11 protein-coding genes are annotated in these 15,064 nt (G+C 55.6%); 6 read left to right on the plus strand and 5 right to left on the minus strand.

Going from position 1 to position 15,064, the window contains the following annotated elements:
- Positions 1–65: 65 nt before the first annotated feature.
- A complete protein-coding gene (locus Poly21_RS02745) occupies positions 66–1,649 on the minus strand; it encodes a sulfatase family protein (protein WP_146405479.1) in 1,584 nt (527 codons plus the stop codon).
- 34 nt (positions 1,650–1,683) lie between these two features.
- Between Poly21_RS02745 and Poly21_RS02750 the strand changes: the two genes are divergently transcribed.
- The 4 genes from Poly21_RS02750 to Poly21_RS02765 all read left to right on the plus strand — a co-directional run bounded on the left by Poly21_RS02750 (position 1,684) and on the right by Poly21_RS02765 (position 6,375).
- Entirely contained in the window at positions 1,684–3,447 is a 1,764-nt protein-coding gene (locus tag Poly21_RS02750) for a leucine-rich repeat domain-containing protein (RefSeq protein ID WP_146405480.1), read from the plus strand.
- A gap of 287 nt (positions 3,448–3,734) precedes the next feature.
- On the plus strand, positions 3,735–4,964 hold the full coding sequence (locus Poly21_RS02755) for a nucleoside monophosphate kinase (protein ID WP_146406807.1): 1,230 nt from the start codon (positions 3,735–3,737) through the stop codon (positions 4,962–4,964).
- Positions 4,965–4,969: 5 nt separating this feature from the next.
- On the plus strand, positions 4,970–5,704 hold the full coding sequence (gene mqnB / locus Poly21_RS02760) for a futalosine hydrolase (RefSeq protein WP_146405481.1): 735 nt from the start codon (positions 4,970–4,972) through the stop codon (positions 5,702–5,704).
- Positions 5,705–5,910: 206 nt separating this feature from the next.
- On the plus strand, positions 5,911–6,375 hold the full coding sequence (locus Poly21_RS02765; RefSeq protein ID WP_146405482.1) for a hypothetical protein: 465 nt from the start codon (positions 5,911–5,913) through the stop codon (positions 6,373–6,375).
- 51 nt (positions 6,376–6,426) lie between these two features.
- Here the strand turns inward: Poly21_RS02765 and Poly21_RS02770 are convergent, their stop codons facing one another.
- Entirely contained in the window at positions 6,427–10,194 is a 3,768-nt protein-coding gene (locus Poly21_RS02770) for a glycoside hydrolase family 2 TIM barrel-domain containing protein (protein WP_146405483.1), read from the minus strand.
- A gap of 285 nt (positions 10,195–10,479) precedes the next feature.
- Positions 10,480–11,670 carry a 3-dehydroquinate synthase gene (locus Poly21_RS02775; RefSeq protein ID WP_436967487.1) on the minus strand — a complete coding sequence of 397 codons (1,191 nt, stop codon included), beginning with the start codon at positions 11,668–11,670 and terminating at the stop codon, positions 10,480–10,482.
- 248 nt (positions 11,671–11,918) lie between these two features.
- Between Poly21_RS02775 and Poly21_RS02780 the strand changes: the two genes are divergently transcribed.
- Positions 11,919–12,956, plus strand: coding sequence for an aldo/keto reductase (locus Poly21_RS02780; protein WP_146405484.1), 1,038 nt, complete (start codon positions 11,919–11,921; stop codon positions 12,954–12,956).
- A gap of 105 nt (positions 12,957–13,061) precedes the next feature.
- Positions 13,062–13,523 (plus strand): PEGA domain-containing protein, encoded by a 462-nt coding sequence (locus Poly21_RS02785; RefSeq protein ID WP_302117330.1) that lies wholly within the window; start codon positions 13,062–13,064, stop codon positions 13,521–13,523.
- Between the two features lie 133 nt (positions 13,524–13,656).
- Here Poly21_RS02785 and Poly21_RS02790 read toward each other — a convergent pair whose 3' ends face one another.
- Complete coding sequence (locus Poly21_RS02790) at positions 13,657–14,250, minus strand: lipase family protein (RefSeq protein WP_146405485.1); 594 nt, start codon at positions 14,248–14,250, stop codon at positions 13,657–13,659.
- A 26-nt stretch (positions 14,251–14,276) separates the two neighbouring features.
- Positions 14,277–14,807 carry a carbon storage regulator CsrA gene (gene csrA / locus Poly21_RS02795; protein ID WP_146405486.1) on the minus strand — a complete coding sequence of 177 codons (531 nt, stop codon included), beginning with the start codon at positions 14,805–14,807 and terminating at the stop codon, positions 14,277–14,279.
- Positions 14,808–15,064: the final 257 nt, after the last annotated feature.

Consider the following 15,064-nt stretch of genomic DNA (forward strand, 5'->3'; position numbering starts at 1 on the left):
GAAGTAGAGGATCCAGGACGATTTCTTAAAGTCCTGAACCCTCGTGACGCAGCACCGTTACCCTGTTATTCATAATCCCACTTCATGATCCAGGGGTCATCGAATTGCTTCTGAGCGGCCTTCAGTTTAGCTTGATATTTCTTCAGCAATTCTTGATTTCCCGAACTCTCGGCGAGATTATGTTGTTCGTAAGGATCCGCCACGATATCAAATAGTTCGAACTCGGGTCGCTGGATATAATGACCGACGGTGGTGTTGCCGTAGGGAGCTTCGAGACCTTTGGCGAGCTGGGCCTGCCAACTGCTCGCTGCCCACAGGTCGCTGGCAAAGGGATAGGGAAGCGGGTGGGCGATGTTCCAAATCAGTTTGTATTTTTCGTCGCGAATGACTCGCATCGGATAATACATCTGAATTTCGTGGAACGTGTGTGAGGCAAAAATCTCGTTGTGGTGTGAACGTTCTGGATTGCTCAATACATCGAGCCACGACGTGCCGTGATAGTGATCCAGAGGCTGACCACCGTCCCGGTTGTCAATGGGCGACAGGCCTTTCTCGAGCCAGTACTTGCGGGCGTTTAGCATGTCTTTGGGGGCGTTCTTCTTCCGATTGAGGCCACCAGCGAAATCCAAAAGTGTGGGTGTGACGTCCACGTGGCTGACCAAAGCATCGCTTTCGACACCCCGTTCGGCGACGTACGGATTTCGCACCACCATGGGAACCCTTAACCCACCCTCGTAGACGGTTGTTTTCCCACCGGCGAATGCCATCCCATGATCGGATGTGAAAACGATCAGAGTTTTCTCATACAGGCCTGCGTCTTTGAGAATCTGCACCAGACGCGCTACCCCTTGATCAATTCGACTGCACGATTGGTAGTACTGAGCCAGTTCGCTGCGGGTCTCGGGTGTGTCGGGCAGAAACGGAGGGACAATCACATCCGCGGGATCGAAGAAGACTTCCTTCACACCCGGAAACTCACCATGTTTCGCTTTGTTGCCGAACAGGTTGGGTTTGAGTTTCAGGTCGGACGTCTTGTCGACACCACCACCGCGGTGCGGATCGGACGTGGCAAAGTAGAGAAAGAAGGGCCGCTCGTCGGTGGTGTCTGTGATGAACTCTTTCGCGGTATCGGCCATGGCGACCGCGTTGCGGCTATTTCCCGTTAGGTAAGTTTCGAAGTGGTACACTTCCTCCGGAGCGACGTGGTACTTGCCGATCTGGCCGGTGCGGTACCCAGCACGCTGCATCACTCGCGGCAGTGCCAGTCCAATCACATCGTCAAACGATGAGAACTTATGATAATGGTGCTGATGTCCAAATTGTCCGTTGCGGTGGTTTTGCAGGCCGCTCATGATGACGCTACGGCTGGCACTGCAGGATGCCGTCGTGGCGAAGGCATTGCGAAAAATCAGGCCGTCAGCGGCAACGGCATCGATCGCTGGCGTCACCGCACAGGGATCTCCATAGCAACCCAGCGTCGGGCTCTCGTCGTCTGTAATGATGAATAGCACGTTCCGCTCGGCAGCGTGGGAGGTTGCCGCCAGCGTCACGCTGCAAGCAAAGCATGCCAATAGAGTTGCGGCCGCTGCCCAGGGGCGTCCCTGCCGAATACCGAATGAAATTCGAGAAGTTGAGCTTGTGATATACATGAAAAACGGTTGCCTTAACCAACATACTGCGAGAGTGTTACGGAAGCCCGCTATTCTAACCCATCGGGTGTGGTTGGGGGTGTGGAGTCTGGTTTTCCTGCTCGCAGCCGGGGCACCCGCGGCCGACCGCAGTGCGGCGTATTTACCAGCGGCATCGGCTGTTTCTGCCGCCGAATCGATCGCACCCGCAGATGCTGCGATTTGGCAGGCCGGCATCCTACCCACCGCGGCGGTAGGAATTGACGCAGACTCGCGAGGTGGTGATGCAGATTGGTGGCGCTACGTCGCCTTGTGGCGTGGCCATCACGACAATCTCGCATCGCCAGCCATCCGTCGTTGGCTGGCACTGCCCTTATCCGATGAAGTTCAACTGACCGCGCGGAAAGGGCGTTTGGCACCTCGCTTCTTGCCGTGGAAAGCCGCCAGTTTTGCGGTCGTGCAAACGCCTCATTTCGAGATTCTGACACGGGCGAATGGGCCCGATTCTAAACAGATCGCACGGGACCTCGAACGAATCTATTGGGTCTGGACGCAACTCTATTTCCCGCTCTGGAGTGGTCGAGATCAGGTTGCCGTTAGCCTGGCCGATTGGAACCCCTCGTCGACATCTGCCGACGAGTTTCTATCTCAACATGCCCGCTCCCGGCTTTCCCTGCGAAAGCGACATCGGGTGGTCCTGCTGCCCGATGAGACATCCTACCAGCAGACCATTGCCCATCCACAAATCGCAGCGGGTAGCTCCGCCACAATCGCGGCCTCGACTGGATTCTACAGCGACTCTCTGACAACGTCCTTCTTTTATCCTCAAGCAGACCAGTCTGCGATCGCGCACGAGATCTGCCACCAGTTATTCGAAGAGGCGACGGATCGCGGTCGCGCTAATGCGACCACGGCAACTACGAATGAGTTTTGGTTAGTCGAAGGTATTGCTGGGCATTTTGAATCCCTGCAATACGGCGATACCCTGGCCAGTGTTGGAGGGTGGGATAGCAATCGCTTGCAGTACGCCCGCTATCAGAATTTGATTGCTCGTCAAGGCAGTATTCCGATTGATGAACTGCGCGGAAATCGCACGGAGATCCAGCGGCGAGGTGATCTGGCACGATGGTACTCGCAGTCGATCCTGCAAACGCACGACGCTCTCGATCGTGATCCTGCATCACCACGGCGAGCGATCATCCTGAACATGCTGGCGGGCATTTACGGCGTGGATATCACCGACTTTGTCAGTCTACGTGACATCAATTCCGAGACGCTCGATCCTGCCGAGCGAACTGATCATTATCTAATGCTTGATGACGCCGATTTGCTCGCCCATCCGATTACAGGCAATGCAGGTGCCATTTGCTTGGCCGCATGTGAGGTTTCCGATCGCGGTTGGGACTCACTTCCGCCGCTCCCGCACATCCGCTGGTTTGATGCCTCCCGTACTGCGATCACAGACGACTCAGTGCGACGTCTGCTCGGTGACGCCTCAGGGATTGACCAGTTGAGTTTGGAAGCGACCAAGGTCACTCCAGCAATCGGGGGTCTACTCTCGCGGGCGATCGAGCTACGCGAACTCGATCTCAGCTGGACAGCGATTGACAATTCGGTCGTGGAACTGCTGAAAACGTGTCCGCATCTAGAGACAATCTGGATTACCGGAACGCCGATTACCGATGACGTGATCGACGTCATCGCTGCCCTGCCGAATCTGAAAACCATCGATCTTCAGCGCACCCAGGTCTCCGCGGCGGGGCTCCAGCGATTGCAGACGCTTCGCCCCGAGCTGGACATCAATCCGCTGCAGTTCTGAACCGGAGACTGTTCATGATGGCGTGGATTGGTCGTGTGAGGATTATCTAGCCGATTCCGAAATTTCTCTCACCTTTGTCAGTTACCACGTCAGCGGGTAGGATGCTGCTTTCCGCTTGCCAACCCCCGAATTACGGTCGACTGCTGATGTCTCCCGATCTCGATCCCACACCCCAATTGCCGATCCCAGCAACTGACGTCCGTAACAATCAACGGTCTGACGCTGATTCGACTTCGATCTCAGCGGAGCAGAGCAATGAATTGATTTCCGAGCCGGTGTCTTTTGGGATGCAAGCGTCCCGTGTGGTAACCGATGAGGCTATCGCGGCGGCGAGTCAGAATGCTGTGGAAGACTTGGAAGTCAAGGATGCTCAAGTCATTTTCAATACGGTCTGGGACGACCTCGAAGAGGAGATCGGGCACGAAAATCTCAGGTTTTCTAAGGAATTGATCTTACTGGGTGGAGCGCCCGGCTCGGGGAAAGGCACCAACACCGAATTCATTGCGAAGGCTCGTGGCCTGACCTGCCCTCCGATTGTGATCAGCGATCTACTGAATACTCCCGAGGCCGAACGCATCAAAGAAGCGGGCGGCATGGTGGGTGACACCGAGGTGGTCGGAATCCTGTTTCGAAAACTGCTCGAGGAAGTTTACCGCGACGGATGTATTCTCGACGGCTTCCCACGTACACGGGTGCAGGTGGAGTGCCTGCACTTGCTCGTTCAAAAAATGAACCAGCTCTATCGTGAGTACCACCACACACCGTTGGCGATTAACTTTCGCAAACCGACTGTTCATGCCGTCGTGTTGTTTATCGATGAGAAAACGAGCATAGAGCGGCAGCTGCTACGGGGACGCAAAATTGCCGCTCACAATGAGCGCATCCAGCGTGAAGGTAGCGGTCTGGAGATCGAACTTCGGCCGACGGATCTTGATCCGATCGCCGCGAAACGTCGCTACCGTGTGTTCAAGGAAAAAACATGGGACGCGCTGCAGTCACTCAAGCAGATTTATCATTACCACTTCATTGACGCTGACGGGCCGATCGATGAAGTGGAAAAGAAGATTCGTGTTGAGTTGGATTATCAATCGTCACTCGAACTCGATCCAGAGACCTATGATGCTGTACGCGGTTTACCGCTGGCAAGTGAGATGGGCGTTCACGCGCGGCAGGAACTCGTCCGTCGCTTAGATAGCTACCAACTCGGTCACCGGGAACTCTTCCACCGTGTCATCGAGATCATCGATAAAAGATTCATGCCCATCATCCAGCGTCACGCGATCGCGGGACTTGCGGTTATCAATAGCGAGGATTCCATCTTCGAAGATCCGATCACGTTGGCGATGGTCATCGATGTGTTTGCCGAACGCGGTTTTCGCGGCGTCGCCAACATTAACTTCGCCGAAACACCCGATCATTTTAACCTTGAGACGGGCAAGATTACCTGCCGGACCAAAAAGATCTTCCGCTTTCAAATTCGCTTCGAAGGCAGTGAGATCCGGCGTGGCGGCAGGTAACTGAAGTGGCTGCAAGTTCCGCCTGCGATCACGACTCGCACTCAACCGCCGCGGGACGTCGACTGCTGCTGATTCCGACGGCGATGGAGCGAGATCGATTGGTCTCGGCGATGTTGCGCCGTGGGGATGCGGGACACGCATTGGTGGGCACGACGAGAATCGAAACGTGTGGGTTCGGAGTTGTGGCTGCCGCGGCGATGACGATGCGGTATCTCGATCAGCACCGCCCAATTCACGTCATCTTGGCCGGCATTGCCGGTTCCCTTGGACCGGAGTGTGAGGTTGGCTCGGCATACTGGTTTGACGAAGTCGTCTGCGATGGGATCGGCGTTGGTTCCGAGGACTCGTATCTATCGGCGACCGTACTCGGTTGGAACCACCTTGATGCAGACGCGAGCGGCGAACCGATTGGAGATCGCCTTGGGCTGCACCTGCCTGAATCGTCCACGGAAGGTGCACGCAGCCCTGGACTGCTGACTCGCTGCGCCGCATCACCCACTCTTGAGGATGCACAGGCGGCGCGGCGACGTGCCGAGCAAACGTGTTTGGGAAAGACTTTCGCAGCGGAGGACATGGAAGGATTCGCGGTGGCGCTTGCATGTCAAGTCGCAGGCGTTCCTCTCTCAATTGTCCGCGGAATTTCCAATGAGGCTGGGGATCGGAATCATTCGACCTGGAAAACCGCACCCGCTCTGGATGGGGTCGCCGAGCAGCTGTGTTCGCTTGATGCGATCGACTGAAAGAGTTTGTGAGCCAAAAGTAATTTGTCCTTCCATCCTCACCATTTCTTCCGCAGTGGCAGCGCTCATTTCGGACGCTCACCCTGATACATCCAGAATTCAACATCGTGGCGCTACCCGCGATCCACCTCGGGGTGCACAATATTACTTGTGCCCACGGTGACTTCCCAGTGATAAATACATGTTGCCCGAACGCGTCGCACGCTATGTCATCTGAACCGAACCCATACTTGACGCCCGCTGACCTCCACCCAGTTGTGACGCGCCGCCGGATGAAGGCTTCTCCGAAGTTGCGTCTCGCATTCATTTGTGCTGCCACTGCATACCTTGTTTTTACCGCGATGTTGCTGACATCGACCCCCGTGGATCAGCGGTACGGCGCCTTGTTCGTTTGGAACCTGCCGATCGTAGCGACAATGTCGCTGGCGGGTTTCTGGTCCAAAACGCTTGCAGGAAGCTCAGCAATCGTTGCAGCGAGCGTTCAGATCGTGTTTGCCGTGCTGTCACGATATCTTGCGTTCGGTGGCGACATTACCGGAACCGTCGTCATTACAACCCCGATCGTTCTCGTGTTGCTCGGTCTCGGTCTCGGTCTTTTAGCATTGAAACCGGCTGCAAGTGCGGAGCAATCCTGCGATTCACACGAACTCGGACCTGGCGATCAACGCTGACACGATTGCTCTACCCACTGTCTAGTGAAGGTGGTGAATGCCTGTGTCATCTCACAAACCGACGGGTGAGATGGAGAATGAAAAACGGTAGGGTTGGTTTCCGGGCAGAGTGTACTGAGCATGGGTCCGTGCACCCCAGCTGTTATCGCCACCGACTCCTTGCAGGTTTAGATCAACAAAGATCGTGTTGAACTCGCTGCGTTGAAGTTCGTAAGGATGGGAAGCGGATTCCACCTCCGACATTGTGTAAGGCCACACGCTCATGCTCAGCGGTTGGTCACCAGCGATCTCGATCCCATGGCCGGAATCGTCGCTGAGTCTCAGCCATCGAACGTCGCAGCGGTTTGCAGCGTCTTGAGGACGCACATATTTGTGGAACAAGTCCATCGGTGTGGATTCATAAACCGCGATTTCGCCGCCCGTCTTGCGATCCCAGTAGGTCTCTTGGGGGCCGCGGCCGTACCAGGTGACATGATCAAGATCGTTGCCAACCGCGAACTGAATGCCAAACCGTGGCAGCAATGGGGTTTTGCCTTGGCCAGGGACATTACCTCGGCCAGGGACATAGCCAGCCTGCACGTGGACGACGCCGCCAGAGAACACCGTGTATTTCAACTCGCAACTCGAGCCGCCAATCTTCAGGTTGCCAACGACGGTGATCTCGACGCGATCCTCTAGTGCTTCGATATCGAAGTCCGTGACGATCATCTTTTCGGCGGCGTTCTGCCAAACACCAAGGCGTGCAACGTATTTGTTTCCGTATTGATTGTCGTTTGGAATTTTCCAGAAATTTGGTGTCAATTCGCCATGCAGCAACTCTTTCCCACCGATCAGCAGCGATGTGAGCGAACCGGTGTGTGTATTCACCGCGACTTTGACGTTTCCTGTTTCAATAACACGCTGATTGTCATCCGGTGACAAGATCGTGATCTTCTCTCCGGTAACACTCGGATCAGACAGTACGCCCGCACTGAGTTCGAACTGGTCCCAAGCAACACGATGTCCAGCAGCGGCCCACGGCGTATCCGAAACGGTATCAAACGCGATGCTTAACAATGCCTCACCTTGCATCTCATCCGTCTTCATTGTTGGAATCACAATCGTTTGCGTGCTGCCCGGCTCGATGTTGAACGGTTTGAGGGTTGCTTTCCCCACTATCTTGCCATCGAGTCGCAGCGTCACGTGGGGGACGAACTCGTTCGTGTTGGTGAATGCAAACTTGTTTTGCACGCGGAACGTGCCTACCGCCAGATCAACTGCAGTTACCTTGATGTTCTGATGAACTTTCTTGACTTCCCAGAGGTGCGGGTTTGGATTTCGATCCGCGCTGACCAAGCCATTGATACAGAAGTTCCCATCGTTCGGACGGTCACCGAAGTCACCACCATAGGCCATGAACGTCTCGTCGGCGTCTTGGGGCGTCTCCTCCGCAACGGCATTTCGCAAATCCAGGTCGAGCACCAAGCCATTGCGATCGCGGGAATTAACGTCGCCCACTTCCGTCGGCGACAGAGCTCGATTGTAGATCCGTACCGCTTGGATCGGCACCGCTGACGTGCGATCCACGTGTTCAGAATTGCGTCCGATGTTGACTGGGAAACCACTCGACGCGATCTTGCCGGTAAAGGGTTGCCGTTTGACTCGCTTGCCGTTGACGTACAGTCTCATGTGAGCGCCATCGTAGGTCGCGGTAATCCGGTTGGCGCCGTCAGCGAGCCCTGCTTCGTCATAGGATGCTTGGAGCCCCTTCCACGCATCCGAGTAGAGTGTGAAATTGATGCCTCGAGAATCGAGTCGCAGCAGGTATTGATGATCACCTTTGGAAATCAGAGGGTTAAATCCGCTGGCGCGATTGCCGATAACGACTGCTTCGAGAGTGAGTTTTTCGGTGAGGTCGAGAGCATCGATGTCCGGCAGGCTGACTGCTCCCGTGACACCTTCGTGCTCCGTGAAGGTTCCCGAAACGCGTGCCTCAATCTGCTGACCGCTCTGATCAGTAACGAGATATTGAGCCGGAATTGGTTTACGGAGTCCTTGGTCGACCCAATCCCAAATGAAGCCGCCTTGCAATGCATCGTGGGACTCCATGGCCGTCCAGTAATCTTGGAAATTGCCAACGCTATTGCCCATCGCGTGCGCGTACTCGCACTGAATCAATGGGCGATCGGGATTCTCCGTGGCGTACTTCACAATGCGATCGATGCTCGCGTACATAGGACAGCGAATATCTGTATTTCGATCTCCGAATCCTGCTTGTTCGTACTGCACCGGGCGGGACGGGTCACGCTGCTTCACCCAATCGTAATTGGTCATGAAGTTCACACCGTTTCCGGCTTCGTTGCCAAGCGACCAAATGATAATGGAAGGGTGATTCTTGTCCCGCTCGACCATCCGCTGCAGTCGATCCAGGTGAGCTTTGCCCCACTTGGGATCTTTCGCTAAGGAATCTTTGCCGTAGTGCATGCCGTGCGACTCAATGTTGGTCTCGTCAACGACGTAGAGTCCGTACTCGTCGCACAACGCATACCACATGGGGACGTTGGGATAGTGACTCGTCCGAACCGCATTGATATTGAACTGCTTCATCAGTTTGATATCAGCAATCATCGATTCCCGTGAAATGGTGTGTCCGGTGTCCGGGTCATGCTCGTGTCGATTGACGCCCTTGAGATAAATTGATTTTCCATTGACATGTAGCAAGCCGTTTTTAATTTCGACCTTACGGAAACCGATTCGCGTACTGACGACTTCGATGGTTTGTTCGTCGGCGTCTTTGAGAGTCAGCACGAGGCGATACAGATTTGGCTTTTCGGCTGACCATAGATTGGGCGTCTCGACCGCCTGGGTCAGCGAGACGTTTGGAGTCTGGCCAGTTGCCCGCGTGAGTTGTTTTTCCTGCTGTGCGATGATCTGGCCAGAGTCGTCGAGCAACTCCATTTCGAGTGATACTTGACTATCGGTCTCTGGAACCCCAGCAATCTCGATCTCTACCTCAAGGGTGGCGTCGCGATAGTCTTTGTCGAGGTTGGTATGGACGAAGTAGTCACGGATATGCAGCTTGTCGGCAGACCACAGCGATACGTTGCGGAAGATACCGCTGAGTCTCCAAAAGTCCTGGTCTTCAAGATAGCTGCCGTCGCAGTACTGGTAGACCTCTGCAGCGATGGTGTTACTGCCGACGTTGACGTGTTCGGTAATGTCAAACATTGCCGGTGTGCGACTGCCCTGGCTGTATCCGATTTTTTCACCGTTGACCCACAAGTAGAAGGCTGAATCGACACCATCGAACTGGACGAAGACTTGTCGTCCGTCCCAATCACTCTCAATGGTAAAGTCGCGGCGGTAAGAACCCACGGGATTTCTGGCGTTGAAATTTGTGTAGTCTGCGGGCGGCTCACCCATCACTCGCGGTGGATCTTTTTTAAATGGGTAGGTCACGTTTGTGTACAACGGCACGCCGTAGCCGTGCAGCTGCCAGTTACTTGGCACGGGAATATCGTCCCAGCCGCTGACATCAAACTCTGGCCAGTAGAAATCATTCGGCCGACTGGCCGGATCTTTGGCCCAGTGAAACTTCCAGTCACCGTTGAGACTCTGGAAAAATGGACTCGCGTTAGGATCGTCTGAACAGGCGGACTCCCGATCCAGGTAGGGCAGCGACGTCGCTCGTGGTGGGAGTTTGTTAATGCTGATGACCTGTTCGTTCTCCCAGTCCGGTGTCTCGCAAATTCCGACCGCCGGTAGCAACGCCGCACCTATTAATGCTGGCAAGGTGATCCAGAGCGGGCACTTGGTGGCATTCATCGGGGCATCCATCATCGGTAATGAGGTGAGGAAACAAGCAGGGCAGATTCACACGAGGCAGCACTGCTAGAGCGGTTAGCCGTCAACGACTAACAGACGAGACGGCCGACCAAAAATCGCGGGTTGCAGTCGTCGCAGAACCTCGCAATCCACGACCGGCCGAATGCAACGACACGGATTTTGCACTCGGCTTTTCAGGCCATAGTTTATCACACTGCGACACACTCAAACTAAGGTTGTCGATCAATTTCAACAACCGGATCGCATCTGGCTCCGGACCCTGAGTAGCGCACCGGAGTCTTACTTGCTGCCGCGAGCGATCTGGCGAAGTTCTTCGATACATTCGCTCATCACGCCGGGATTGATCTCGTGCACATTCACGCTTTCGCCGATATCACGGAGCATGGTTACCGTGAGCCGGCCACCGAGATGTTGGCGAAACTCCTCGAGTCCGCACAGCACCGCATCAGAGTCATCGAGAGCGTCGCACCACAGGGGAGAGCCGATTGCGGCAATGGCCTGGCACACCCGCATCGCCTTTTCATGTTCCAACCCCAGCACACGGGCGGAATAGAGTGTATCGAGCGCTACGCCAATTCCGACTGCTTCACCATGTCTCAGTTCATAATCCGTCATCGGTTCGAGTCGGTGGGCGGACCAGTGTCCGAAGTCAAGCGGTCGCGCTTCCAAGGCTTCAAACGGATCTCCACCCAAGGTGATGTGATCGAGATGCAGGCGACACGATCGGGCGATGACCTCCGAACTGACGGCGGGATCCCGCTGTTGAATTTCCGCAGCATGCGATTCAATCCATTGAAAAAAGGAAGCATCCTTCAATAGCGCGACCTTGATCGCCTCGGTGAGTCCCGAGTGGAAATCGCGGTCAGGCAGGGATTGCAAAATTGCTGCGTCGTTGATCACCGCCCAGGGGACGGCAAAGGTGCCGATCCAGTTCTTTTTACCGAATTGGTTGACCGCATTTTTAACACCGATGCCGGAATCGGATTGGGCAAGCGTCGTCGAGGGTAACCGGATGAGGCGGATACCCCGGTGGGCGATTGCTGCTGCGTACCCAGCGACATCGAGTACCGCCCCACCGCCAGCGACAATTATATAGCTCCGTCGATCCATGTCATGATCGTTGATGAGACCGAGCAACTGCTGCAAGACCTCGGCCGAATTCTTGCATTGTTCTCCGCCAATAATCGTGTGTGTTTGCCCCACCAGGTTTACGCGATCGGTACTGGCCAGTCGCTCCCCGAGGCGGCTGGCGAGGTCCAGATGCTCGGCAGTCGCGTCGTGCAAATTGGAATCCACCCAGAACTGCACCTTGGCAGGCTGCTCCGCGTCGCCAGTGAGCAAATCAATGAGCACGTCAAAATCGTTGCCCGCGACGTCGAGGGTGTGCCGCAAGCGGTGTGTGAACGAGACGACGAACGGGACATCGATATCGTTCACCGGTTGATGTTCACTGGATGGTCGAGGTTCCATTGGCTGAGCCGTCGTTCGCTGCACACAGGCACTCCTTTGCCCCCCGCAGATGGGGCGAGGATGCGATGCCGCAGATTGGGCGGGCACGACAGATTCAGCATGATCAGACACGAGGCGGGCGGTGGGGAGAGTAGGAAGAAACGGTGGGGGCGTTAAGAAGTGGGATTGATGTTGAGTGACGGGACGTTACAACGCCGCTTTGACTTATTGTAACTGCAAATGGACTCGTTCCCAAGGAACCCACGACGATGCAACAACGACGACTTGGCCGCAGCGGATTGACGGTTTCCGAAATTTGTATGGGCACCATGACATTTGGCAGTACGTGCGATGAACCCCTCTCGCACGCCATCTGCGATATGGCGTTCGATGCGGGCGTCAATTTCTTCGATGCTGCGGAGATTTATCCCGTACCGCCCCAGAAAGAAACGGTGGGAGTCACCGAAGAGTTCGTCGGTCGCTGGTTGGCGGGAAAGCCGAGAGACGCGATTACGGTCGCAACTAAGATCACGGGTCCTGGTCATGGTTGGTTTACACCCCCCGTGCGTCATGGCCGCACGACTCTCGATCGTCATCAAATCATCCGCTCTTGCGAGGACTCACTGCGGCGGCTCCAAACCGACTATATCGATCTCTATCAGACACACTGGCCCGATCATGGATTGCCCTACGAAGAAGTCCTGGAGGCACTGACGCATCTGAAACGATCTGGCAAAGTCCGGGTGATCGGCTGCAGCAACGAAACCAGTTGGGGGTTGATGAAGAGTCTGTGGGCAGCCGATGTGTGCGACGTGGATCGCTATCAGACAGTGCAAAACAATTTCAGTTTGATCAATCGCCGCTGCGAAAGCGAGTTGGCTCAGGTTTGCCGTCGCGAAAATGTCAGCCTGCTACCCTATTCGCCGTTGGGCGGTGGAGTGCTGACGGGCAAGTATAACGACGGGCCTCCGCCCGGTGCCCGATTTAGCGACTATCTCGCCGGATCTGGGGAGCGACAGAAACGTATGGCACAGCGTTTTGTCAACGATCGCACAATTGAAACGACGCGGCGGTTGATGCAAATCGCCCAGTCAATTGGTGTTACCGTGACCACCCTCGCCGTGGCGTGGAGCAAACAGCACGATTTTGTGGCGTCCACCATCATCGGTGCCACAACGGTGGAGCAATTGCGTGAAAGTTTGGCCGCGGCCGATAGGATCCTTGATGCCGAAACCTTGGATCGGATCGATGAAATTGACGCTGAGATCCCCACGCCGATGACCGAGGACGGCCTGCGCAGATTGTAGCGCCGTCGCCGAGAAGACTGTGGTTTGCTCTGGCAGTCCCACCAAGATTATTGCTAGACCGGGTGTATTCTGCGATTTCGAACATGATATCGGTATGGACTCATCGTGTTTCACACCCAGCCCCATTGCTACCCTATGCGCCCCGCGAAGTCACTCGATATTCGGCACCGCCGCGTAGCGACGTGCGTGGTAGTGCTGTTGGTATGCTGTCTCAGCACGGGCTGTGTCCGCCGCCGCATGACGGTGCGCACCTCGCCCCCGGGCGCTACGGTTTCGATCGACAACCAATTGATCGGTACGAGCCCCGCAGCGACCAGTTTCGTGTACTACGGCACTCGCGAGATTCGGATCGAGAAAGATGGATACCGGACCGAAACCATTCGCCGCAAAATCAAGCCGCCCTGGTATGAATGGCCGGTGGCAGAGTTCGTTAGTGAGACGCTGTGGCCTGGGGAAATCCGCGACGAACGGATCATCGACGTCGAACTCGTGCCGGCGGTCACCGAATCGTCCGCTGAGGTGCTCGGCCGCGCCGAACTACTTCGCAGTCAATCCATTGGGGGCTGAGTTGCTGCAAGTTTGCTGAGTGTCCATTTTAAGCCCGTTTGTCGCCAGTTCGTCATAGCCTGGAGCGTTCCTCAGCTCTGGGGCTGCGTTGCATCAGACAATTCGTAAACTGCGTTCAATGCAGCGCTCTTAACTACGAAGGGGCCGTTAAAAAGTGTTCTATCAACCCATGCACATTGGGTTGCATGATGATGCTGAGGTGCGTTGCGGCAGTGCGGTGTGTTTGCACATGAGCAAGTTGCCTGAGGTCGACGGCGCGGACCCCTAGATCAATCCGTGCCCAGATCACCATCCGGCGAATACTCGGGTCACAGTTCAAATTCTCTGAAGCGCGGCTGGGATCGGCAATGATTGCGATTTCGGGGATGAAGTCGCCACCAAGGTAATGAATCGCGTTGATGACGCATCCGCTACGCATCACAGGAGCGATCGATGCTAACGCGGCAACACGATGATTGGGCGTTTGGGCAATGGCACGGCGTGCCAGCCAGTCTCCGAAACTATGGGTGACGATCGCGAGTCTCGTGTCACTGCAGTCATCTTGGATCCAATCGGCCAATCTCGCTACACTGGCGTCGACGTCGCGAAAAATATAGCGGTCACGCCAGATCTCAACATGATCCCACTGCTTCCTGAGGTGGTGTTGCAATGGCCACATCGCCAATCGCGGCTCGAGCAGGCCAGGGATCAACAGGATGCGGTTGATGGTGGCGGTTTGCTCAGGCATCGACGCATCGGGGAGTGAGAACGAGACTATGGGGCGGTAAAAAAAGCAGCCAGTGGGGCACGCGACGGGCGAACGTGAAAGTCCGACTTGTTCTCGCGAAGTTCGCCGTCGCGGCCAATCCTACCTGAAAATACCTGCAGTGTGGTCGATGGCGAGCGATCACCACCGTGGTCGGGCATCGCATCATCATCCCGCCGCTCGTCATCGCTATCTTTGCCAGCGGCAATCATCTCGTCAGCTGACACCAATCCGTCGACGACATCATTGCGCCGTGGTAAATGGGCTGCAGCTGGGGCGGCAACCGGTTGGCTGTCGAGGAAGCTGCGCACTCGATTGGCGGGCCTCCCTGTAGCAGCGGCGTGGGTGGAGGCAGGTGCTGTGTCGGCAGCCTCCAAACCGCTGGCGACGGCCTTCTCGAGTTCGGCCCGCAGGACGCGAACATCGCGGGGGGCCTCGATTCCGATTCGGATTTGATTGTTTCGCAGTTTGATGATCGTGATCGTGATATCGTCGCCGATCTTGATTTTTTCGTTCAGTTTTCGTGTCAGAACCAACATGGCATTCTCCTTATTGCCCAGGTTTCACGACCGCCCGAATGTGGGCGGTCGTGAAAAACCAGGATTGAAACTCGAAAAGGTGGTAAGGCGGGGGCCGCCGCAGAAGTCCGTGCTTCTCGCGGCAACGAAAGAGAGTTAAAGCAATCGCAGTGCCAAAACTATTCAGAAGTCATCTCTTTTGTTCGTAAGTGCTTGTTACGCAGTCGATTAGGGGATATTGTCGCTACTTGGTGGTGGTGTGCCGTACAGCGGGAAAG

It is taken from the genome of Allorhodopirellula heiligendammensis (assembly GCF_007860105.1).
Taxonomy (GTDB): domain Bacteria; phylum Planctomycetota; class Planctomycetia; order Pirellulales; family Pirellulaceae; genus Rhodopirellula; species Rhodopirellula heiligendammensis.